This is a genomic window from Haloarcula sp. CBA1131 (assembly GCF_008728975.1).
GTDB classification, from domain to species: Archaea; Halobacteriota; Halobacteria; order Halobacteriales; family Haloarculaceae; genus Haloarcula; species Haloarcula hispanica.
Window position 1 is genome coordinate 603,144 of record NZ_RPCY01000001.1, and the last position, 21,738, is coordinate 624,881.

The window sequence follows — 21,738 nt, forward strand, 5'->3', positions numbered from 1 at the left end:
CGTATGGCAAACGACGACCTCATCGCGGCGCTGCGGGACGCCGACGCCGTCAAGTTCGGGGAGTTCGAGCTCTCCCACGGCGGCACGTCGAACTACTACGTCGACAAGTACGTCTTCGAGACCAACCCCGACTGTCTGGACCGCATCGCCGAGGCCTTCGCCGAGCGCATCGCCGAGTGGGACACGGACGCCACGCTCGCCGGCGTCGCCCTCGGCGCAGTCCCGCTGGTCGCGGTCACCAGTGTCGAGACGGGCATTCCCTACGTCATCGCCCGCAAGCAGGCAAAGGAGTACGGCACGGGCAACCGAATCGAAGGGGATCTGGCCGACGGCGAGGAGGTCATCATCCTCGAAGACATCGCGACGACCGGCCAGAGCGCGGTCGACGCCGCCGAGGCGCTCCGCGAGGCCGGCGCTATCGTCAACCGCGTGCTCGTCGTCGTCGACCGCGAGGAGGGGGCCAGCGAGAACCTCGCCGACCACGACCTCGAACTGTCCTCGCTCGTGACTGCCTCTGACCTGCTCGCCGACGCACCCGACGATATCGACGTATAGCGCTGGTCGGAACGCTCTCGGCCCTGCACGAGACGAGCACACCACCGATGTGTTCTTGACGCTGGCTCGCCTACCCACGAGTGCAAATGGCTAATCTCGAACTCTACGAACTCGAAGGCTGTCCGTACTGTGCGAAGGTAATCAAGAAACTCGACGAGCTGGGCCTCGACTACGAATCCCACATGGTCCCGCGGTCCCACGGCGATCGGACCGAAGTGAAGGAGGTTTCGGGCCAGACGGGCGTTCCCGTCCTCGTCGACGAGGACAACGGCGTCGACGGGATGCCTGAATCCGACGACATCGTCGAGTACCTCGAAGAAACGTACGGGCAGTAGACTCGGCGCTTACGGTAGTTCTCGTTTTTACGTGACAGCGAAGACTGAGAGCGCCCGCTCAGGCCACTTCCTCGGGTTCCTCGCCGCGCTCCATAATGAGGTCGCGCAGGTCGATGGCGTCCTCGATGTTTTCCATCTCCTCTTTCTCGATGAGCGCGGTCCCCTCGACGGACTCCCGTCGGAGTTCGTCGACGACGTACACCGACCGAGTCCGGGTTACCTCGCCGACCGAGGACATGATGCGGGCTCGCTTCTCGGCCGTCTCGGTGAACGCCGAGTGACCGGCAAGGACCTGCCCGTGCTCGTCGTCGCTCTCGTTGACGCTCTTGAACGGCGCGCGGTCCGTCGGGTGGACTTCGAAGCCGATACGAGTGAATACCGTCACAATCGGCTCGTCTTCCGGTGCGACGGCGGGGTCGTCCGGTGTCGGCTCGTCGTCCCGGACTTCCTCGGCGCCGTCGAGGACGCTCACCGGCGAGGTCAGCGGCGCGTCGAACAGGTCCTCCAGTTCGGCGGCCACCTCGACGGAGGCGTCCATCCCGTCCTCGTATTTCGAGACCGTCCGTCGGGAGACGCCAAGTTCCTTCGCCAGACGGCCGAGCGACCAGTCGCGGTCCTCGCGCACGTCGGCGAGAATCTCGGAATCGATGTTGACGTAGAGTCCGCCCGGAGCGGCGTAGATGAGCGGTGGGACCTCCTCGACGAACAGGTCCATCGCGGTGTCGGGCGACAGCACGGGGACGCCGTGCCGGAAGTAGACGACGCCGGGTTTCAGTTCCTCGTCACGGGTCCGGAGTCCGACTACGATCGGTGTAGCATTCAGGTACGTGCCCAGTCGCCGCATCTCGCCCCCGGTCTGTGCGTCGAAGGCGTCGATGTTGCCCAGTATCTTCAGGAGCAACACGTCCTCACCGCGACGGGCAGCGATGTCGAAACTCTTCGGACGAATCGCACAGCGGTCGCTGACGAGGAAGCCAGCGTCTTCGAGCATCGCCATGACGTTTTCCACCAGCGCCGACCGTGACATAGTACTCTGTACCTCTACTGAGTCTAGCCCGCTCACCCATTATATGCATTGCGCCGTTCGTTGACCTCTCAGGCTCCTACCGACAGCGTGACGAAAGGGGTTTGACCGTTTCGGGGCTACAGGCGCTTGTGACTGTCGTCGGCCTCGATGATACGGACTCGCGCGAGCGGGGGATGTGTACGACCTACGCCGCCGCCAGCCTCGCGGAGTCGATACACGACGCCGGGGGGACCGTCGAGCGACTGCTCCTCGTCCGACTGAACCCCGCCGTTGAGCACAAGACCCGCGGGAACGCGGCGCTGGCAGTGCATACGGACCTCGACGCCGACACGGCGCTTGAACTGGCCGGGGACGTGCTCGACATGGCCGAGACCGACGACCCCCGGACCAACCCCGGCGCTATCGTCGCGGACTGCGACCCCGAAGACGTCCCACCGCAGGTCGCAACGTTCGCCTGCGAGACAATCCAGTCGATACAGGACCCGATGGCCGCGACGACGCTAGCTGACGTGGTCGGGTTCGCCCGCTGTCAGCGGGGCAACGGCCGCGGGCTCGTCGGCGCGCTCGCGGCGGTCGGGGCCTGGGCCGCGCTGTCGGACTGGACCTACGAACACATCGCCTACCGGGAGCGAGACCGGTGGGGCACTGAGCGGGCGGTCGACGGCGAGAGCGTCCGCGACGTAGCGGCCGAGTACTACCCCGACGTGTGGGACACTGTCGACCGTGCATCGGGCTATCCGGTCTGCGTTCCCCGGACGCCGTGTCCGATTCTCTACGGGATCCGCGGCGACGACCCCGACGCCTGCCGCGCCGTTGCCGACGCGATCGACAGCGAACCCATCGCCCGGCGAGCGACGTTCGTGACGAACCAGGGGACGGACGTCCATCTACAGGACGCCGCTGTCGACGCGGTCACGGCTGACAGCGCCTACCGCGTCACCGGCGACGTGGTCGACGCCCCCGAAACGCGGGAGGGCGGGCATGTGTTCGTTACGCTCGAGGGCGACGATACGACCCTCGACTGTGCGGCCTTCGAGCCGACAAAGGGCTTTCGCGACCGGGTCCGCTCGCTCAGGGTGGGCGACCGAATCACCGCCTGTGGCGAAGTGACTGACGGCACGCTCAAACTGGAGAAGTTCGCGGTCCGGGAACTCGTTCGGACGGAACCCGTCACGCCGGACTGCCCGGACTGTGGGCGGTCGATGAAATCCGCCGGCCGGAACCAGGGCTATCGGTGTCGGGACTGCGGGACCAGCGCCGACGGCAAGGTCGAGCAGTCAATCGAGCGGGGACTGGAACGCGGCTGGTACGAAGTGCCGCCGGTTGCACGCCGCCACATCGCGAAGCCGCTGGTCCGTGGCGGGTTCGACGCGCCCACTCACCCGTCCCGCTGAGACCGATTAGCGTCGCGGTGTACCGGTCTCTCTCGACCTCGGGGACGACATTATCCGGAAATCAGATCCGACAATTCGAATGCGGTGTGACATCGTCGCGTAAACATCCCACCCGACAATCAATCGTGGCCCTGGTCCTGTCTTCTATCTGGTTCGAACCGGCTACCGTCGAGTAAGCACCACGAATATTCCGGTAATACGGGGATATACCTCGATTTAGACTACGGATAACAATATTGATATACCGTTATGTGCGGCCATGAGCACCGAAGGGGCAGACACCCACCGGCGAAATACGACGGACGGCATGGCCGCCGAGAAGCTATTGACTGTCGAACACGAGCCGGCTGCGGGCGGCGGCCAGCGCTCGATCCTGTATCCGCCCGGCAGCACGCCCTCCGAACTGGAAGGGAACTGGCTGGCCGTTTCGTCGGACTTTCTCGTTCCGCTTGACGACGTTCAGTAGCCCTTACGCCCGATAACCGACAGGTAACAATAATGATACCTGTCGTGAACCGAGACATGGACTCCGATACCCGGTCGACGAGTGCGGTGACGGCAGCGGCTGACGCTGACGAGGGAACGCTACCTGCCGTGGTACGCTCCCGTCCCGACGGCAGTGAGCGACTCATCTGCTACGCGCCGGATGTCGACACGACAGACGTAGAGGACCAGTGGCTCTCCGTCGATGCCGACTTTCCGGTCTCGACACTGCTGATGCGGTAGGTTAGTCGTTCCGTCCGGTCAACGCAACAACCACGTCGTCACCGTCCTGGAGTTCTCCCCGCTCTCTGAACTGAGGGAGCGCAGCCGTCGCCGTCGCACACGTCGGCTCGACGTGAAACCCTGCCCCACTGAGTCGGTCGCGCTCTCGCTCGGTTGCCGCCGCGGAGACGGCGACGGCGGCACCGCCGGTTTCGTCGATGGCGTGTCGTACTTGCTGGGCACGCGGCGGGTCGCGGATGTGGATCCCGTCAGCGAGGTCGTTGGCAGCAGCGTCGTCCGGTGTACTGCCCTCCTCGTCGGCGATGGGACTGTACCCGACCGCTTGCGTCCCCAGTATACGCGGGATAGCGTCCGTCCATCCAGCTTGCTCCAGTGCCCGGAACCCGCGGTAGAGGCCGAGAAACAGCGTCCCGTGACCGAGCGGTGTGACGACGGCGTCCGGCACGCTCCAGTTTCTCTGGGCGGCGATTTCGTAGGCGGCCGTCGCCGTCCCGGCGAAGAACGCGGGGTTCCAGGCGTGACTGGCGTACCAGCCCGCCCCACTCTCGACGGCGTCGATACAGGCCGCGGTTACGGACTCTCTACTCCCCTCGACCGGGACCACGTCGGCTCCGGTCCGTTCGATGCGGCGAACCTTCGCTTCCTTTGCGCTCGCCGGGACGTATATCTCCGCGTCCAGGCCCGCCCGTGCCGCGTAGGACGCGACTGCCAGCCCGGCGTTGCCCGAGGAGTCTTCGAGCACGCGGTCGGCTCCGACTCCGAGCGCTTCGGCGATGACCGTCGCCGCGCCGCGGTCCTTGAAACTCCCCGTCGGGTGGAGATACTCCAGTTTGAACGTGGCGTCCCACTCGGGCGCGTCGACCAGCGGCGTCCAGCCTTCGCCTAAACTGACCCGCTCACCCATCGGGAGGAAGTCAGCGAAGTCCCAGACGCCGCTGGCCCGCGAGAACTGCGCCGGTCGGCTGTCGGGCAGGGGCTGGCTGGCGTAATCAAGCGGAGCCCCGCAGGAACACCGCCAGGGTTCCTCACGGGGGTACTCCCGGTCGCAGACGCTACAGGTGCGCATGGGCTTGCTCCGTGGCGAACCGTCCAAAAGCTGGCGGCGTCTGTGGCGCGGTAGTCGGTGCCTGCGGCTGGGCTGGCGGAGCGCACGGAGCGATGGCCGGGCGGCCGCGCCGTCGGCCGCCCCGGGGAAAGGCAGGTCAGCAAGCGAGCATACGCGGCGCGAAGCGCCGCGTTTCACGGGACCGAGCGTAGCGAGGTCCCGCGTTTTCCCCACGTTTTTGCGAGGGGGGTGCCCACAGGCCGCACCGCGGCCGAGGACACCCTCCGAAGTAAAAAGTGGTTGTTAGTAGGTGTCGACGTTCGTCCCGACCGAGCAGACGTACTCGCCGGTCGCGACCTGCGGGAGTCGACGGGCACGCCAGAACACGCCGCTGGAGTCGGCGGTGATTTCGGCCTTCGGCTCGCCGAACACGTCGGTCACCTCGAACAGCGTCTCGCCGCGGGCGACGCGGTCGCCGAGGTCGGGCTTGAGGTCGATGAGGCCGCCGACGGGGGAGCCGTACTGTTCGAATCCGGAGGCGCGGGTCTGGGGGCGCGTGTCATGGTGGCCATCGAGGAAGCCGTAGTAGTGCAGGACGTTGAAGACACCGTCGACGCCCCGCTGGATGGACTGTTCGTCCCAGCCGACACAGCCGCCGAGTTCGGGGTCGATTGTCGGCACGCCCTCGTCGGGGGCGGCGCGAGCCAACTGCCCGTCGGGGCCTTTCTGGTCGAGGATGTAGCCACAGCCGAACACTTTCGCGAGTTCGAGACACTCCTCGTGGAGGCGGTGGCGGGTGCCACACCGGACCCGTACCTCGTCGATCATCCGCGAGGTCGACCCCTGGTGTAGGTCGAGCACGTAGTCGGCGCTGATGGCGGCGTTGAACGTCGCCGCGGCGATGCGCTCGCTCGACGTCCCCGTTTTGTCGCCCGGATACGCCCGATTCATCTTCGTGTCGTCGATCGGGTTGCGGTGCTCGGCGACCTGGAACGCGTGGTAGTTGACGACGCCACAGACTAGAATCGTTCCGGACAGCTCTGCTGGGTCGAGCTGCGGGAGTGTTCGCTGGATGACGCCGACGCCGTTCAACTCGTCGCCGTCGCTGGCCGCCTGTATGTAGAGGGTCCGCCCGTCGTCGACACCGTTGACGACGGCGACCGGTAGCCCGAACGTCGACCCGTCGCGGGTCTCACCGACCTCCAGCCGCCCCGTGTCTTTCTCACCGGGGGCGGCGGTCGCCGTACCGAAAGTAACCATTGTTCCCACGTTTGCCTTGGGAGCCTTTACTGGTTCGGATTTCGCCAGCAGTTGCGCCGGACCGACGGCATCTTGGGGCCGCCACCCCTATCGACAGGTGTGTCCCAGTCCGAGCCACAGAGCGGGAAAGCGGCGATGGTCGCGGCGCTGAACGTGCCACGGAACGCGAAAATCGGCTTCGTACTCGCCGGCCTGTTCACGGCGGGGCTGTTCGCCCTGTTCGTCCTGCCGGGGACCCAGCGCCCGATGGGGTTCTACGTGGCGCTGGGGTTCGTTCTCGCGACGTCGCTGGGCGGTCTGCTGACGGCGCTGTTTACGGCCGTGTCTGCTGTGCGACTCGCAAGACAGTAGCAGAACGCTATTTTCCCTCGGCCAGTTCTGTAAGCCGACCGCCGCCGGTTCGAGTCCCCTTCGCGATGAGCACGTCGCCCGTCTGAATCTGCGTTTCCGGGCCCGGCGAAACGACCCAGTCGCCGCCCTCGCGCCCGGTCCGTTCACTCTCCCCGGCCCCGCGACGTATCGCGATGATCCGCATACCCGTCGCCGTCTTGACCGCCGCGTCGCCGATGGTCGTCCCAGCGAGGTCGCTGTCGGGGTACACCGCCGTCCGGACGATGACCTCGTCGGACTCCTGCACGGCCTCGGCGACGACCGGATGGGTCGACAGTCCCCGCAGAACCCCCTCGCTCATCTCCAGCGCGGCGTCGGAGATAACCTCCGTCGAACGGGCCAGGTGGACGAGGCCTCGCAGCGACACGGGGTCGTCGATGTCGGCGGCGGCCCGGAGCGTCCAGGCCTCGAACCGGGACTGCAGCGCGTCGACCTCGGCTTCGAGTTCGACGACTTCCTCGGCGACTTCCGTACTGTCGAACAGCACCGCGCCGTAGGCCAGATCGACGGCCAGCTCGCCCATGTCTTTCATCAGGACGATGGAGTCGACGGCGCGTTCGAGGTCCCGGACGCCTCCCTCCGGCGGTTCCGGCGGCTCGTACACGTCGCCGGTCGCGTCCTGATACACCTCGGCGATGCCGGCCTCTGGCCCCCGGAACAGCACCACGTCGTCCGCTTCGAGGCGCGTCTCCCGGTCGGGGTTGAGCAGCCAGTTCCCCTGCCGGCGGATCGCCAGCGCGCGGACGCCGGTCTCGGTTTCGAGGTTCAGGCTCCCCAGCGTCTCATTGGCTAGCCGAGAGTCCGAACCGATTGTCGCCCGCACGAGCGTCTCGACGGCTTCGGGCAGGGCCGCCCGCATCGTGTCTGGCAGGCCGATATCCTCTAGCACTATTTTGGCGATGTCGCCGGCCGCGTCGCTGATCTTCTCGGCGGCCCCGACCATCCCCAGGACGGGGGCCAGCGACTCCGCGTCCGCCGTCGACCGGCAGGCCATCAGGAGGCTCATGCGTGCGCGCAACTGGAGCACGTCCATCTTTTCCTCTAACTCCAGCACCTCCGCGGCCACGTCGTCGCTACCCAGCAGGACAGCCGAGTACGAGAGGTCGATGAGCAACTCGGCGGTGTCTTTCATCTCGGCCAGCACCTGCTTGACGCTGACCGGTTCGTACTCGACCGTCCCTGTCGGGTCCATGGCCGTCGATTCGATGGCCCCGAGCAAAAACGTTCCTCACTGTGTGGAGAGATAGCGCGCCCCGCTGTCAGCCACGACTGGCCGTTTGCATACCAGTGTGGGTGCTACGTTGGGGTATCGACCCAAATAGACCGGTAATCAGATGGACAGTCGTCCAATAACTGTTCCTGACATTGTGCCACACACGCTCGGAAAGAAAATGTTTTTCCCGGAAGGTAGGGAACTGATTGCGTATGTCCGACGACCTCAAGAAGGGACTCGAGGGTGTCATCGTCGCCGAGTCCGAACTCAGCGTTATCGACGGCGACGCTGGCAAACTCGTGTATCGGGGGTACACCATCGAGGACCTTGCGAAGGGTGCCAGCTACGAAGAGGTGCTGTACCTGCTCTGGCACGGCCACCTGCCGAACCGGGACGAACTCTCCGAGTTCAAGCAGGCGATGGTGGACGCGCGCGGCGTGGACGACGACGTCATCTCGACCGTGCGACAACTCGCCGAAGCGGACGAGAACCCGATGGCAGCGCTCCGGACTGCGGTGTCGATGCTCTCGGCGTTCGACCCTGCGCCCGAGGACGCCGAACCGACCGACGAGACGGTCAATCTTGAAACTGGACGGCGAATCACGGCCAAGATCCCGACCATCATCGCGGCGTTCACCCGTATCCGCGACGGCAAGGAACCCGTCGCACCTCGCGACGACCTCGACCACGCCGCGAACTTCCTGTACATGCTCAACGGCGAGGAGCCCGACGACGTGCTCGCCGACGTGTTCGACCAGGCGCTCGTCCTCCACGCCGACCACGGCCTCAACGCCTCGACGTTCTCGGCTATCACGACGGCGTCGACGCTGTCGGACGTTCACAGCGCGGTCACTTCCGCCATCGGGACCCTGAAGGGGCCGCTCCACGGTGGGGCGAATCAGGACGTTATGGAGATGCTAAAGGAGGTCGACGACGCCGAATCCGACCCGCTGGACTGGGTCAAGAACGCCCTCGACGAGGGCCGCCGCGTCTCCGGCTTCGGCCACCGCGTCTACAACGTCAAGGACCCGCGCGCGAAGATTCTCGGCGAGCGCTCGAAGGAACTCGGCGAGGCCGCCGGGACGCTCAAGTGGTACGAGATGTCCACCACTATCGAGGACTACCTCATGGAAGAGAAGGGGCTGGCCCCGAACGTCGACTTCTACTCGGCGTCGACGTACTACCAGATGGGCATCCCCATCGACATCTACACCCCCATCTTCGCGATGTCCCGCGTCGGCGGCTGGGTCGCCCACGTCTTCGAGTACATCGAGGATAACCGTCTGATCCGACCGCGTGCCCGCTACGTCGGCAAGAACCCCGACGAGACGGAGTTCGTGCCGCTGGACGAGCGGTAAGGCGCTCCCGCTGTCAGTCGTCCGTAGCCTGTCACTACCGTGTGGCCGTGAGCGCGTTTCATCGCGCGAACCGGGGAAGGGCAGGGCGGCCAGCGTCCAGCGGCGACGCCGCCGGTTCTCGGAATCGGCCCAAGATGCATCTCCTGTCGAGTCTCTCCAATATCGAACTCTGCGGTAACGGACGCGTAGCGACTGTCCGCGAACGAAGTGAGCGGTTCACCGAACGCGAGCATAGCGAGCGTTCGGCCTTTTTCGCCACCGAAAGACTCGCGAGGCTCGTCTTTCGAGCCTTGCTTTGCTCCGCTCAGCAAGACCACGTTTTTGCGCCGAGCGGTGCGTGAAGCGCACCCGAGGCGGAAAAAGGTGGTTAGCCAAACGTCGATTTGAACCGCGTCACGCCGTCGTCGGTGCCGGCGATGACGAGCTTGTCAGTCGGTTCGATAGTCACGCCAGGACCGAGGTCAGTGATGACTGCACCGTCGCGTTCGATGGCGACGACCGTACAGCCCGTCCGTGAGCGGACATCGGCCTCGCCGATCGTCGTATTCCCGAGACCGTTAGCGGCGACGCGGATGACCTCGACTTGCTGGTCCATCGAGATGACGTCCTCGTCTTCGAGGATCGTGGAGGCGAGCATCCGGCCGCTGACCGTCGACAGCGCGAGGACGTAGTCAGCGCCCGCCCGGTACATCTTCTGGACGTTCTCGCTTTCCTCGGCGCGGGCAATGATTTCGACGTCCGGGTTGAGGTCACGGATGACCAGCGTCGCGAACTCGGTGTCGGTGTCCTCCGATAGGGCGAGAATAACCGTTCTGGCTGCGCCGACGCCAGCGTGTCGCAGGTCGTCTGGCTCCGTGGCGTCGCCGACGACATCGACGCCGGGCTCGTCGGTCTGATCGAGCACTGTGTGCGGCACCCCGGCGTTCGTGAGCGCCGCCGTGATCGTCTGGCCGACCTCGCCGGCACCGATGATGACAGTCTCCCCGCGGCGGAAGCCGTGTACGCTAGAAAGCGTCATCTCCTTGAGCTGTTCCAGCTGACGTTCGGTCCCCGAGACCAGCAGGACAGTACTGCCGTCGAGTTCGGCGTCGGGGTCGGGCGGACTCACGAACTGGCCACGGAACCACGCGCCGATGACGTTGACGCCGGTCTCCTCGCGGATGCCGCTGTCGGCCAGCGTCGTTCCGACGAGGTCGCTCCCACGGTGGATCGGCAGTTCGGCGATGTCGAAGTCCTCACCGATCTCTATCGAATCCCCGAGCGTCGTCGAGACGCCGGTCGTGACTTTGCTCGCGAGGCTCTCACCGAGCAGTCCACGCGGCGACAGGACGGCGTCGGCGCCGGCGAGGTCGTGGTACTTCGCCCGGTCGGGCTCCTTGACGACACTGACGGTCTGGACGGACTCGTCGACTTCACGGGCGGTGAGGATGATACTGGTGTTCACCTGGTCGGACGCGTCGGCCACGACCGCGCGGGCGGACGACAGATGGGCTCGCTCGAGCCCGTCGACGGACTGCGGGTCGGCGTGGATGACGTAGTACCCGTCTTCGTAGAGGTCGTTGGCCCGGTTCCGGTCCGGCTCGACGATGACGTAGTCGACGTCCCAGGTGTCGAGTTCGGTGACGAGTGTCTCACCGCGGGGAGAGAACTGACAGATGACGACGTGGTCGCTGAGTCCGTTTTCGACCGTATTCGGGGCTTTCGTCTCCATTGCCTCCTCGAACAGCGGAAACAGCAACACCGGTAATGCGAGGAAGATGAGCACGACGCCGGTGATGTCCATCACGATGATGAGTAGTAACATCTCCGTGCTCTGCCAGTCCCCATCCGAGCCGTAGCCAGTCGTAGTAAACGTCTCTACGACGATTTGCAGCGATTTCAGGAACGTGCGCGGCTCGTTCTCGAAGGCCGACATCCCGTAGTCGTAGGCCAGCGCATAGGCTAGGATGATGCCAACGAGGCCGAGAACGTACAGCGCTGTTCGTCGCTGCCAGGTATCCATCTACTACGTTCTGGGATACCGAGTGTAAAACAGTTCTGTCCGGCTAGTCGACGGCCCTCTCAGGAAACGAGCGCCAGGGAGAGTTTCTCACCCGGCCGTTGTCCCGCACTTTCACTTTCACCGCGCTACGACGGGATTTAAGTTAATCGCGTTCCTTCTCCCGCGTGCAGTCACACGCTCCCCCTTTCCGTTTCAGGACACTACCCGAGCAGTCGTGGCTATGGCGGCCGTCGATGCCGCATGGTCGGCCGACAGTATAACATGGTCCGGTGAATAGCCACTCCCATGCTCTCATTTGAGGACGTCCTCGCGGCACAGGACACCGTCTCTGAAACGGCCAGGCACACACCGCTCGATTACTCGCACACGTTTTCGGCGATGACAGGCGCGGATATCCATCTCAAGCTCGAACTGTTCCAGCGCACGGGGTCGTTCAAGATACGGGGTGCGACCAACCGCATCGCGTCGCTCTCGGACGCTGAACGGGAAGCCGGTGTCGTCACGGCGAGCGCCGGCAACCACGCTCAGGGAGTTGCACTGGCCGCCACGCGAATCGGCGTCGACTCGAAAATCGTGATGCCGGAACGAGCACCAGTCTCGAAGGTGAAGGCGACCCGGAGCTACGGCGGCAACGTGGTCCTCCACGGCCGGGACTACGACGCGGCCGCCGAACACGCCCACGAACTCGAGCGCGAGGAGGGCCGGACCTACGTCCACGCTTTCGACGACGAGAAAGTGATGGCGGGGCAGGGGACCATCGGACTGGAAATCTACGAGGACCTCCCCGGTGTGGACACGGTCGTCGTTCCAATCGGCGGCGGCGGGCTCATCAGCGGCATCGCCACGGCGCTCAAAGGTAAGGACGAAAGCATCCGCGTCATCGGCGTCCAGGCCGAGGGAGCGTCCAGCGTGGCCGAATCCCTGGAGAAGGGGCACCGTATCGAACGTGACAGCGTCGAGACCATTGCCGACGGCATTGCCACTCGTACCACCGGCGAAAAGACGTTCGAGGTCATCAGCGAACGCGTCGACGAGGTCGTGACGGTGTCGGACTCCGAAATCGCTGTCGCCCTGACGACGCTGTTAGAGCGCTCAAAAACACTCGCCGAGGGCGCGGGTGCCGTCGCGCTGGCCGCCGTCATGGAGGAGAAGTTCGGTTTCGAGGACGACGAGACGATTGTCCCCGCGCTGTGTGGCGGGAACATCGACCTGAACATGTTGACTAACGTCATCATGCGCGGCCTCGTCGAGACCGGCCGCTATCTCAAGATCCGGACTGTCCTTCAGGACCGCCCCGGCGCGCTAGAGGAACTCGTCGAGGTCCTCTCGCGCGAGCAGGTCAACATCTATGGCATCGAGCACGACCGGACCAGTCGCGACGTGGCGATGAGTTCGGCCGAGGTCGAACTGGATCTGGAGACCCGCGGCCACGACCACGTCGACGAACTCATCGACGCGCTCACCGACGAGGGGTACGAGGTCGACGTGCTCGTCTGACTGGGTCTCGCCCCCCGAGCCAGAGCGCGCCGAGAGAACTGTTCTCGACTGATTTCGGCGGGGTTTTAGCCGCGGCGGCCACCGCTTCGTGTATGCGACGGCTCGCACGGACAGTACCTGCCGATACAACAGCACGGAACGGAGGGCGCTGATGGACCCGCGAACGAAGGCCAGCCTCCTGTGGGGCGTCGTCGGGGGCCTCGCGTTTCTGGTTCTCGTTCAGGGTTACGAACTGCTGGCCGGGACGCCGGTGTCGATATCAGCCAAAGCCGGCGTCGCCGTAGCCGTCGGTATCGGGGCGACGCTGGCCTCTTACCGCATGCAGCCCCGGCTGTTCGGAAACGAAAGCCCTTAATCGCCCGCCCTCGCACTCTCGAAATACGTGCCAGGATGGCCGAACGGTAAGGCGCACGCCTGGAAAGCGTGTTCCCTTTCGGGATTCTGGGTTCAAATCCCAGTCCTGGCGTTTTCTGTGACTGACTGCGAGTGAGGAGCGACAGCGACGAGCGAGCCAGCAGTCACGAAACGTACACTGACTGGAATTTGAGCACGCGAGTCGCAGCCCCGGGAGCACAGCGAAGCGAGCACCCCGGAACGTCTCGCCATCGGTTCAAATCCCAGTCCTGGCGTAGTGAGGTTCGAACGAAGTGAGAACCTCCAGAACCGCGAACGGCGAACAAAGTGAGCCGTGAGCGGGGATTTCTGTGACTGACTGCGAGTGAGGAGCGACAGCGCCTGTCACATTGCTGTTCCGACTGCCAGTGCAACCACCGCACCGTTTTCCCGCCCACAGCCCTGATACTCGGTCGATGGTCGAACAGCGTGACGGCGACGAGATAGACCTGCTGGACTCCTCTATTCGGACGACCAGCGGGGCGCTGTTCTCGACGACGCTGTTCGTTCTCAGCGGTATCGTCTACGCGTTCGTCACATCGCCTGGAGCGACTGGGACGTATTTCTTCGTCAGTATCTCGGTCTCGCTCGTCCTTCGTCCGATCCGGGGCATCAGCCAGACGCTGCAGAAAGTCGGCAGCGAACGGGGCGAAGCTGTCGGCCCGTATTTCGGCCTGGCAGTGCTATTCGCCCTCGGCTATCTCCTCGTCGCCGGTGTGGCTGTGGCCGCGCTGGCCGGCGTCATCGTCCGCAATACCGTGGTGTCTCCGGGACTGCTCGCGCCTGTCGGTCTGTACGCCCTTGCGGTTGCACTGTCGATGGTCGCGACGAGTCTGGTCGGTGCCATCGGCTACCCGAGCGTGCAGACGTGGCTTAACGGCGTCCAGAGCGCTATCCAGCTCATTATCCTGCTGGGGCTGGCCCCGACACTGACGACCGCCGGCGACCTGCTGCTCGTCGTGGCCGGGGTTCGGCTGGCGGTGCTCGTTCCTGTGACCGTCGCGCTGGGCGTCGTCCCGACGCTGCCGGACCGACACGCCGTCGAGCGCGCGTGGAACTTTGCCAGGTGGAGCGTCCCGGACCAGGTGCTGGACCGTCTGTCGTACAATATGCCGGTGTACGTGCTGGGCGTCGTCGCGACGCCGGCGGCTGTCGGGATCTACGAGGCCGCCGACCGGTTCGCCGACTTCGGGGCGACGATCTCCTGGCGGCTCTCCTCCCCGCTGCTCACGAAGGTCAGCGGGGACTCCTCCGCCGGTGACACGCAACTCGCGTACCTCGACGGGGCGGTCACCGGCGGGACGGGCGTCACCTTCGTCGTTTTCGGCTACCTGTTGGCCGCACACGACGTGGTTGCGCGGATCGCTTTCGCCGGCTCGGAGGGTGTCTTCTCGACGACCGTCCTGCTCGTCGGCGGCGTGAACATCCTCCGTGGCTTCTGGACGCTCACGTCACACGCCATGGAGGGTATCGGGAAACCGAGCGTGAGCTTCCGCACGAAGCTCTACGGACTGGCGTTCAGCGTTCCAGTGCCCACGATCTTCGGGGCGGAGTTCGGGGCGGTCGCCGGGGCCGCCGGGTACGGCGTCATGAATCTGGTCGTCTTCGGGTACGTCATCTACTATTCTCGGGCTGTCTTCGGCCGGATTCCGCTGGATTCCAGGGTTGCGGCGTACCTCGCTGTCGGCCTCGGAGTCTCGTTCGCACTCACGACCGGTGCGGTCGCCGGCCTCACGCGCGCTGGCCTCTCCCCGGTAATCGTTGCCAGCGCGGCCGCTGTGACGTGCCTCGTCGGCTTCGGCGGCTTCCTCGCTGCGGTGTCCGAACCGGCTCGACTCGTCGCCACCCGGACGGCAGCGCTATGGCGCGGTCGGGTTCGCTCCCTGCTTGGGTGAGCACTGCTCGTTCGCTGCGGACGTCGCCGCTCAGAGCCAGCGGTAGAACTCCAGTGTGTACCCTTCGGGGTCCTCGACGAAGGCGGCGAAGGCCTCTGCAGCGTCGACTTCAGTCGGTTCCAGCACCGGCGCAGCGCCGGCGTCGATAGCTGCCTCGAAGGTCGCCTCGACATCGTCGACGGTGAACGCGATGTGGTCCACGTCGGCGCGGTTCGGCGCGACCGGGGTGGTGCGGTCTGGATCGTAGCGCAGTTGCAGGTCGCCGTCGCCGTCCCGACCGAGGTAGACGTTCTCGACGCCGTCTAACGTGAACCGATTCGTCTCCTCGAAGCCCAGCGCGTCGTAGAACTCCATCGCGCGGTCGAGGTCTGAGACGCAGATAGCGGTGTGTGCGAGGTCCATGCCGCGGCGTTGTGGACGGGGCGAAATGAGTGTGCCGGAAACCCGGCTGTCACGGCCACTTAGAGCAGGTCGCCGCGAGCGACGGCGACGACGCTGCCGCCGACTCGGACGCTGATGTCCTCGCCGCTGCCGTCAGTTGAGAGATGCAACAGCGACGGTCGCCCCATCTCGTAGCCCTGCTCGACACGGGCCTCGACGGCAGGGCTCCCGAGCATCTCGTGGCGGGCGAGATACGCGGCCAGGCAGCCGTTCGAGGAGCCGGTCGCGGGGTCCTCCGGCACGTTGTAGAACGGCGCGAACACGCGGACGGCGAGGTCGTTATCGGCGCTTCGCGGCTCTCGACAGACCGCCAGGACGTTCTTCGCGTCTCGGTCGCCGGTCACGGCGTCGTAGGCGTCGCGGTCCAGGTCGATGGCTTCCAGCGCGTCGCGGTCGGCCACCGGGACGACAATCGTCGCCAGCCCCGTGGAGACGATTTCGACCGGCCAGTCGTGGTCCAGTCGGTCAGCCGGCAGGCCGAGAACGGCGGCGAGGTCCTCGTGGGCCAACTGCTCGCCGAACTCGGGGGCCTGCTGTGTCATCCACAGGATCTCGCGGCCGTCGCGCTCTCGCACTTCGACCGGGACCTCGCCAACAGGCAAGTCCAGCGTCACCGTTTCGGGATTTCCGTCGGCCAGATGATCCCGGATGACCTGGACCGTACCGAGCGTCGGGTGGCCGGCGAAGGGTATCTCGGCCGCCGGAGTGAAGATGCGGACCGGCCACGCGCCGTCGGTCGGTTCGCCGGTGACGAACGTCGTCTCGGAGTAATCCATCTCGGCGGCGATGGCCTGCATCTCGTCCTCGTGCAGGTCGCCGGCGTCGGTCACGACGGCGAGTTGGTTCCCGGCGTATCGCTCCCGGGCGAACACGTCGACGATGTGAAACGGATGGGACATACCTGTTCGCTCGGCGTCGCTCCCAAAGAACACTCCGGATGCCTGTCGGATGGTACCGAGTCGCTTGAAGCCACCGGGCTATTTCTCGCCGTCAGCCGTATCGAGGGCATGGACACTGTTGCAATCGCCTGCTTCGACGGGTTCGACGAACTGGACGCCATCGGCCCCTACGAGGTGTTCGAGAATGCAGCGCGCTTTGGCGCGGCCTGGGACGTAACGCTTCGCTCGGTGCGCGACTCGGACACGGTCACTGCGAGCCACGGGCTTCGAGTCGAACCGGACGGATTGCTCGCCGACGTGACCCCGGACCTGCTCGTCGTCGCTGGCGGCGGGTGGAACGACCGAAGCGAGGCCGGCGTCTGGACGGAGACCGAACGCGGCGACCTGCCCGACGCCGTCGCGGCGGCACACGACCGCGGTGCGACTGTTGCCGGCGTCTGTACCGGCGGGATGGTGCTCTCTCGGGCCGGCCTGCTCGATGGCCGGCCAGCGGTGACACATGGCGGCGCAATCGAGGACCTGCGGGCGACCGACGCGACGGTTGTCGACGCCCGGGTCGTCGACGACGATGACGTTCTGACCTGTGGCGGCGTCACGTCCGGGCTGGACCTCGCCGTCCACCTCGTCGAACGCGAGTGGGGCGCGGACGTGGCCGCCGCTGTCTGTGAGGAGATGGAATACGAGCCCTGCGGCGAGGTCTTCCGCGGCGAATCGGCGTAAAACGCGGAATCAGGCGTTCGCGCGGGCGTCGTCGAGCAGCGCCTGCACGTCGACGGCCTCGCCGGTTTCACTGCTCTCGATGGCGGCGAAGACGATGGCCATCGACTGGAGGACGCTGTCGACATTCGTCGGCATCGGGTCGTCGCCGTCGATCCAGTCGCAGAACTGCTCGATGAGCCAGGCGTTTTTCCAGTGGGGCCGCTCTGCCAGCGGCACCGTCTCGCCGTCGCCCTTGCCGATGCTCTCGAAGTTCCCGGTGTCGTACGCGTCGGCGTGGAACCGCTCGACATCGCGGCGGTCGAGGAGGACCGTCTGGTCCGAGCACTCGGCGCGGAACTGCTCGTGGCCCCAGCCGTTCAGTGTCGTTGCGTTGGCGTAACTGCCCTCGTACTGGGCGCGGGTGCCATCGGCGAAATGCAGCGTCACGAGGCCGCTGCAGTCACCGTCGTAGTCGGCCTCCTCGGGCGTCCACGTCTCGGCGTACACCCGCTCGCAGGGCGAATCGGCCAGCGACGCGAGGATGTCGAGGTGGTGGATTGCGCCGTCGAGCAGGAGCATGTTCTCCATTTCGTAGACGTAGTCGGCGTAGAAACCTCGCTCGCGGACGTTGCCCGTGTACCGAGCCGTCAGATAATCGATGTCGCCGGCCTCCTCAACGGCCCGGCGGAACGTCGTCTTGTCCCGGTCGAACCGGTGGCTCATCGTGATCCCCATCTTCTTGCCGGCCTTCTCCACCTTCTCGGCCACCCGGACCGACGCCTCCAGTGTGTCGGCAATCGGCTTCTCCGAGATGATATGCAGGTCGTGGGCGAGCGCCGTCTCCACGACGGCCTCGTGGGTCGACGGCGGTGTCACGATAGAACAGATGTCGGCCGGCCGCTCCGAGAGCGCGGTTTCGAGGTCGGTGTAGCACTCCTCTGGCGACAGCCCGAGTTCCCGTTCGGCCAACTCGTGCCGTTCCGGGTCGGTGTCGACCGCGGCGACGACCTCGATTCGGTCGTCGTGAACGTTCGGCGGAATCGCGTCTGTCGCCCAGGTGGACCCCTGGCCGCCCAGACCGACGTGGACTAATCGGTGTGTCATGGCTCCGTTATTGCTTCAACGAATAAATGCTGCACTATCTCATCAGTACTCGTCTGCGTCCGGGAACTCGACACGGCGCTCCATCCCGTCTTCGGCGAGCACGACCTCGCCGTCGAACGCGTCGCGGGCTTCGTCGACTAGCTCGTCGGCGCTCGCGGCGTAGCGGGTCGAAATATGGGTCAGTGCCAGCGTCGACGCGCCGGCCTGCCGCGCCACGTCGGCGGCTTCCCGGGCAGTGGAGTGGGCCGTCGCCTTCGCCCGTTCCTTCCGGTCCTCCGCGAAGGTAGCGTCGTGGACGAGCAGGTCCGCGCCCTCGCTTGCCTCGATGACGCTCTCGGTGGGGAGCGTGTCGCCGGTGTAGACGAACCGCCGGCCGGGACGGGCTGGACCGACGACGGCCTCCGGCTGGATAGTTTCACCATCGTGTTCGACGGCCTCGCCGCGGTGGAGCTTGGAGTACTTCGGCCCTGGCGGGATACCGAACTCCGCTTCGGCTTTCTCCCGGTCGAACTTCCCCTTCCGGTCGTCCTCATCGAGGACGTAGCCGACGCTAGCACAGCGGTGGGCTGTCTCGATTGCCCGAATCTCGTACTCCGACCGGTCGAGGACTACGTCTCCGGCCGACACCTCGTTGATGCGGACGGGAAACGAGGGTGTCGTCCCGTTGGCCTGGATGAGCTGTTTGATGTTCCCGCGCGTGCCCGCCGGCGTGTGGATGGCGATGGCGCGCTCCCGTTCGTTGAAATCCCACGTCTGGAGCAGCCCCGGAATCCCGAGGACGTGGTCGCCGTGGAGATGCGTGACGAACAGGTGGTCGATAGCGAAGCCGGTGCCGTAGCGCATCATCTGCCGCTGTGTGCCCTCGCCGCAGTCGAAGAGCAGGTAGTCGCCGTCGCGATTGACGAAGATGCTGCTCGTGTTGCGCTGGGTCGTCGGCACGGCCCCACTCGTCCCGAGAAACGTCACGCGCATAGTCATCGAATCCTCTACTGTCGACGGGTAAACCGGTGTCGAAAGGGTGTCGTCACAGGAGCGGTAGCACTCTTCATCTTGTCACTGCGCCGCTCGTTTGTGTGTCGGGATGTGACATGGCTGTTTCTACTGACCGGTAATAGCGGCTGCTTTCCGGCGTCACACACTGTCTCGCGCGCTTCTCCGTCGAGACCTTAACCACCAGCAAAACAATTTAACACTGAGTAAGTGTCGCTCAGTCTCACTTTCCCGAGCCGGCAGTAACAGATGACGGCTTAGCAGGTTATTATGTCCTATTGAACTGTCTCGCCAGTTTATGTGTCCCTCACCCGTTGCATCGTTCGCATTGCCTTCCGATCACCGCAGAACCGCATCATGATACGCACACGCACACTCGCCGTTTTCGCTGCGCTACTCGTCGTCGGCGGCCTCACCGCACAGGTCGGGGCTGTACCGGGCGTGACAGCGCAACAGGAATCGCCGTCAGAACAAGCCGGGAACACAGGCGTCGCAGTCGATTCCCTGACCGCCCCGGAGAGCGTCGCACCGAACTCGACTGCTGACGTGGCCGCGACGGTCACGAACAACGAGAACACTACAGTGACTGAATCCGTGGCGTTCCGGTTCGACGGGGCTGTCGTCGACCGGACGCTCGTCACGCTTGAGCCCAACGAGACCACCACAGTCCAGTTCTCAGCGGACACGACCGGCGTCGCGCCCGGTGACTACCGCCACGGTGTCTTCACCAGCGACGACGGGCAGGTCGCTCCAGTTACCGTCTCTGAATCGTTCACCCTGGAGAGCCTCGACGCACCGACGAACGCTACCGCCGGTGACAACATCACTGTCGACGCGACCGTCGCCAACCCGAACGACTTCAACACGACACAGGCCGTCGAGTTCCGACTGGGTGGCCAGCCGCTGGCCTCCGAGTCTGTGACCCTCGACGCGAACGAATCCACTGACGTGACGTTCACCGTTGACACGACCGGCGTCGAGCCGGATACGTACACTCATAGCGTCTTCACGCGCGACGACGGTGCGTTCGCCGAGATCACTATCGACTCGGCCGTCGATGTGCCCGAAGAGCCGACTGAAGACGAGACTGAAGAGCCGCCGGCGAACGAGACTGAAGAGCCGCCGGCGAACGAAACTGAAGAGCCGCCCGCGAACGAAACTGAAGAGCCGCCCGCGAACGAAACCGAGGAGCCGCCCGCGAACGAAACCGAAGAGCCGCCAGCGAACGAAACTGAAGAACCACCAGCGGACGAAACTGAAGAACCGGCTGAGAACGAAACCGAAGAACCACCAGCGGACGAAACCGAGGAGCCGCCCGCGAACGAAACCGAAGAACCACCAGCGGACGAAACTGAAGAACCGACCGAAGGCGAAACGGAAGAGCCGCCCGCGAACGAGACTGAGGAGCCGACCGAAGGCGAAACGGAGGAGCCGCCAGTAGACGAGACTGAAGAGCCGCCAGCAGACGAGACCGAAGACGGAACCGAGGAGACTGACGAAAGCGACGAGACTGACGAAACGGACAACGCGACCGAAGAAGCCGCGACGACAGAAGGCTAACGCGCGCCACCCTGTCACCCGTTCACATTTTTAATGGTGGCCGTCGTACCGTCGTCCATGAAGTTCGTTATCGTTGGCTATGGCCGCGTCGGCATCCGGACCGCACGGATTCTGCAGAGCGAGGGTCACGAGGTTGTTATCGTCGACAACGACCCCGTAAAGGTCGAACGGGCCATCGAGACCGGGTTCGAGACTATCCAGGGTGACGGCAACGAGGAGAGCGTCCTCATCGACGCCGGCATCGAAACCGCGGACGCTATCGGCGGCCTCACGGGCGACCTGAACACGAACTTCACCGCCTGTATGATCGGCAAGGAGTTCGGCTGTCGGACCGTTCTGCGGATCGACGCCGACTACCGCGAGGAGATATACGAGAAGTACGCCGCCGACGTGGACGAGATCATCTATCCCGAGCGGCTGGGCGCGGCCGGCGCGAAGACGGCACTGCTGGGCGGTGACTTCAACGTCCTCGCAGACCTGACCGAACAGCTCTCGGTCGCGAGTATCCGCATTCCCGACGACTCGCCGTTCGTCGGGAAACGGGTCGTCGAGGTGGAACTACCAGGAGACGCACACATCTACGCACACGGCAAAGACCACGAACCGATGACGATTCCGCTCCCACAGACGGAAATCGAACCCGGCGACAGTGTCGCGATCATGGCCGACCCCGGTGGACTGGACGATATTCGGGCGACGCTCCGGGGCGACGCGTCAGCCTGAGATTCCGGGACCGCATCCCGCGTTGTCGTCTCTTTTTCAGGACGATAGCGCTTGCTGTCTGCGGCGAAAGCCGGGGGGAGTAGAATATGAAAGGGAGGATCGCGGTGTCCGGGCGCGCCTGGGGAGGATAGGATGGCACACAGTGGCACCGACATCCACTGGAGCCGTGGAAGCGCGCCCGTACCGGGTGGAATGCTACCGGTAGACATAAATGCCCGTCAGACAGGCGGCC

The 21,738-nt window shown here is 65.1% G+C and carries 22 protein-coding genes and 1 tRNA gene; 14 read left to right on the forward strand and 9 right to left on the reverse strand.

What is annotated here, in order from left to right; genetic code table 11:
* The first annotated feature begins 3 nt into the window (after positions 1-3).
* Both pyrE and Har1131_RS03090 read left to right on the forward strand, forming a co-directional pair.
* On the forward strand, positions 4-555 hold the full coding sequence (pyrE, locus tag Har1131_RS03085; protein WP_014041567.1) for an orotate phosphoribosyltransferase: 552 nt from the start codon (positions 4-6) through the stop codon (positions 553-555).
* An 86-nt stretch (positions 556-641) separates the two neighbouring features.
* Complete coding sequence (locus tag Har1131_RS03090; protein ID WP_014041566.1) at positions 642-890, forward strand: glutathione S-transferase N-terminal domain-containing protein; 249 nt, start codon at positions 642-644, stop codon at positions 888-890.
* Between the two features lie 58 nt (positions 891-948).
* On the opposite strand, the gene Har1131_RS03095 is transcribed toward Har1131_RS03090, so the two are convergent.
* Positions 949-1,917 carry a transcriptional regulator gene (locus Har1131_RS03095; protein WP_050037199.1) on the reverse strand — a complete coding sequence of 323 codons (969 nt, stop codon included), beginning with the start codon at positions 1,915-1,917 and terminating at the stop codon, positions 949-951.
* A gap of 128 nt (positions 1,918-2,045) precedes the next feature.
* Between Har1131_RS03095 and Har1131_RS03100 the strand changes: the two genes are divergently transcribed.
* The 3 genes from Har1131_RS03100 to Har1131_RS03110 all read left to right on the forward strand — a co-directional run bounded on the left by Har1131_RS03100 (position 2,046) and on the right by Har1131_RS03110 (position 4,037).
* Complete coding sequence (locus Har1131_RS03100) at positions 2,046-3,311, forward strand: tRNA(Ile)(2)-agmatinylcytidine synthase (RefSeq protein WP_050037198.1); 1,266 nt, start codon at positions 2,046-2,048, stop codon at positions 3,309-3,311.
* A gap of 259 nt (positions 3,312-3,570) precedes the next feature.
* Positions 3,571-3,777, forward strand: coding sequence for a hypothetical protein (locus Har1131_RS03105; protein ID WP_050007381.1), 207 nt, complete (start codon positions 3,571-3,573; stop codon positions 3,775-3,777).
* A 32-nt stretch (positions 3,778-3,809) separates the two neighbouring features.
* The gene (locus tag Har1131_RS03110; protein ID WP_225306728.1) at positions 3,810-4,037 is read left to right on the forward strand and encodes a hypothetical protein; all 228 of its coding nucleotides are present in this window, start codon (positions 3,810-3,812) and stop codon (positions 4,035-4,037) included.
* Between the two features lies 1 nt (position 4,038).
* On the opposite strand, the gene Har1131_RS03115 is transcribed toward Har1131_RS03110, so the two are convergent.
* Together Har1131_RS03115 and Har1131_RS03120 are read right to left on the reverse strand one after the other, a co-directional pair.
* A complete protein-coding gene (locus Har1131_RS03115) occupies positions 4,039-5,103 on the reverse strand; it encodes a pyridoxal-phosphate dependent enzyme (protein ID WP_151145044.1) in 1,065 nt (354 codons plus the stop codon).
* A gap of 282 nt (positions 5,104-5,385) precedes the next feature.
* The gene (locus Har1131_RS03120; RefSeq protein WP_050037195.1) at positions 5,386-6,342 is read right to left on the reverse strand and encodes a succinylglutamate desuccinylase/aspartoacylase family protein; all 957 of its coding nucleotides are present in this window, start codon (positions 6,340-6,342) and stop codon (positions 5,386-5,388) included.
* A gap of 135 nt (positions 6,343-6,477) precedes the next feature.
* Between Har1131_RS03120 and Har1131_RS03125 the strand changes: the two genes are divergently transcribed.
* Positions 6,478-6,693, forward strand: coding sequence for a hypothetical protein (locus Har1131_RS03125; protein WP_044952071.1), 216 nt, complete (start codon positions 6,478-6,480; stop codon positions 6,691-6,693).
* Positions 6,694-6,700: 7 nt separating this feature from the next.
* Here the strand turns inward: Har1131_RS03125 and Har1131_RS03130 are convergent, their stop codons facing one another.
* Positions 6,701-7,924, reverse strand: a complete 1,224-nt coding sequence (locus Har1131_RS03130) for a potassium channel family protein (RefSeq protein ID WP_044952068.1) — start codon at positions 7,922-7,924, stop codon at positions 6,701-6,703.
* Positions 7,925-8,157: 233 nt separating this feature from the next.
* Here Har1131_RS03130 and citZ point away from each other — a divergent pair, with 233 nt between their 5' ends.
* Positions 8,158-9,303 (forward strand): citrate synthase, encoded by a 1,146-nt coding sequence (gene citZ, locus Har1131_RS03135; RefSeq protein WP_014041557.1) that lies wholly within the window; start codon positions 8,158-8,160, stop codon positions 9,301-9,303.
* A gap of 367 nt (positions 9,304-9,670) precedes the next feature.
* Here citZ and Har1131_RS03140 read toward each other — a convergent pair whose 3' ends face one another.
* The gene (locus Har1131_RS03140) at positions 9,671-11,305 is read right to left on the reverse strand and encodes a TrkA family potassium uptake protein (RefSeq protein WP_014041556.1); all 1,635 of its coding nucleotides are present in this window, start codon (positions 11,303-11,305) and stop codon (positions 9,671-9,673) included.
* Between the two features lie 285 nt (positions 11,306-11,590).
* Here Har1131_RS03140 and ilvA point away from each other — a divergent pair, with 285 nt between their 5' ends.
* The 4 genes from ilvA (at position 11,591) to Har1131_RS03160 (ending at position 15,090) form a co-directional block, all read left to right on the forward strand.
* Positions 11,591-12,802 (forward strand): threonine ammonia-lyase, encoded by a 1,212-nt coding sequence (gene ilvA / locus Har1131_RS03145; protein WP_050037194.1) that lies wholly within the window; start codon positions 11,591-11,593, stop codon positions 12,800-12,802.
* A 151-nt stretch (positions 12,803-12,953) separates the two neighbouring features.
* Positions 12,954-13,157, forward strand: a complete 204-nt coding sequence (locus Har1131_RS03150) for a hypothetical protein (protein WP_014041554.1) — start codon at positions 12,954-12,956, stop codon at positions 13,155-13,157.
* Between the two features lie 29 nt (positions 13,158-13,186).
* Positions 13,187-13,268 (forward strand) — tRNA-Ser (locus Har1131_RS03155).
* A gap of 343 nt (positions 13,269-13,611) precedes the next feature.
* Complete coding sequence (locus tag Har1131_RS03160) at positions 13,612-15,090, forward strand: transporter (protein WP_151102629.1); 1,479 nt, start codon at positions 13,612-13,614, stop codon at positions 15,088-15,090.
* 30 nt (positions 15,091-15,120) lie between these two features.
* On the opposite strand, the gene Har1131_RS03165 is transcribed toward Har1131_RS03160, so the two are convergent.
* Both Har1131_RS03165 and Har1131_RS03170 read right to left on the reverse strand, forming a co-directional pair.
* Positions 15,121-15,492 (reverse strand): VOC family protein, encoded by a 372-nt coding sequence (locus tag Har1131_RS03165; protein ID WP_050037192.1) that lies wholly within the window; start codon positions 15,490-15,492, stop codon positions 15,121-15,123.
* Positions 15,493-15,551: 59 nt separating this feature from the next.
* Complete coding sequence (locus tag Har1131_RS03170) at positions 15,552-16,430, reverse strand: PhzF family phenazine biosynthesis protein (protein ID WP_050037191.1); 879 nt, start codon at positions 16,428-16,430, stop codon at positions 15,552-15,554.
* Between Har1131_RS03170 and Har1131_RS03175 the strand changes: the two genes are divergently transcribed.
* Entirely contained in the window at positions 16,422-17,150 is a 729-nt protein-coding gene (locus tag Har1131_RS03175; RefSeq protein ID WP_080510098.1) for a DJ-1/PfpI family protein, read from the forward strand. The two genes, Har1131_RS03170 and Har1131_RS03175, sit on opposite strands and share 9 nt — an antisense overlap.
* A 9-nt stretch (positions 17,151-17,159) precedes the next feature.
* Here the strand turns inward: Har1131_RS03175 and Har1131_RS03180 are convergent, their stop codons facing one another.
* A complete protein-coding gene (locus tag Har1131_RS03180) occupies positions 17,160-18,233 on the reverse strand; it encodes a Gfo/Idh/MocA family protein (RefSeq protein WP_151145049.1) in 1,074 nt (357 codons plus the stop codon).
* A gap of 42 nt (positions 18,234-18,275) precedes the next feature.
* Entirely contained in the window at positions 18,276-19,211 is a 936-nt protein-coding gene (gene rnz, locus Har1131_RS03185) for a ribonuclease Z (RefSeq protein ID WP_146417624.1), read from the reverse strand.
* 369 nt (positions 19,212-19,580) lie between these two features.
* Here rnz and Har1131_RS03190 point away from each other — a divergent pair, with 369 nt between their 5' ends.
* Positions 19,581-20,783, forward strand: a complete 1,203-nt coding sequence (locus Har1131_RS03190; RefSeq protein ID WP_151145057.1) for a hypothetical protein — start codon at positions 19,581-19,583, stop codon at positions 20,781-20,783.
* A 57-nt stretch (positions 20,784-20,840) separates the two neighbouring features.
* Positions 20,841-21,506 carry a TrkA family potassium uptake protein gene (locus tag Har1131_RS03195; RefSeq protein ID WP_050007497.1) on the forward strand — a complete coding sequence of 222 codons (666 nt, stop codon included), beginning with the start codon at positions 20,841-20,843 and terminating at the stop codon, positions 21,504-21,506.
* Positions 21,507-21,738: the final 232 nt, after the last annotated feature.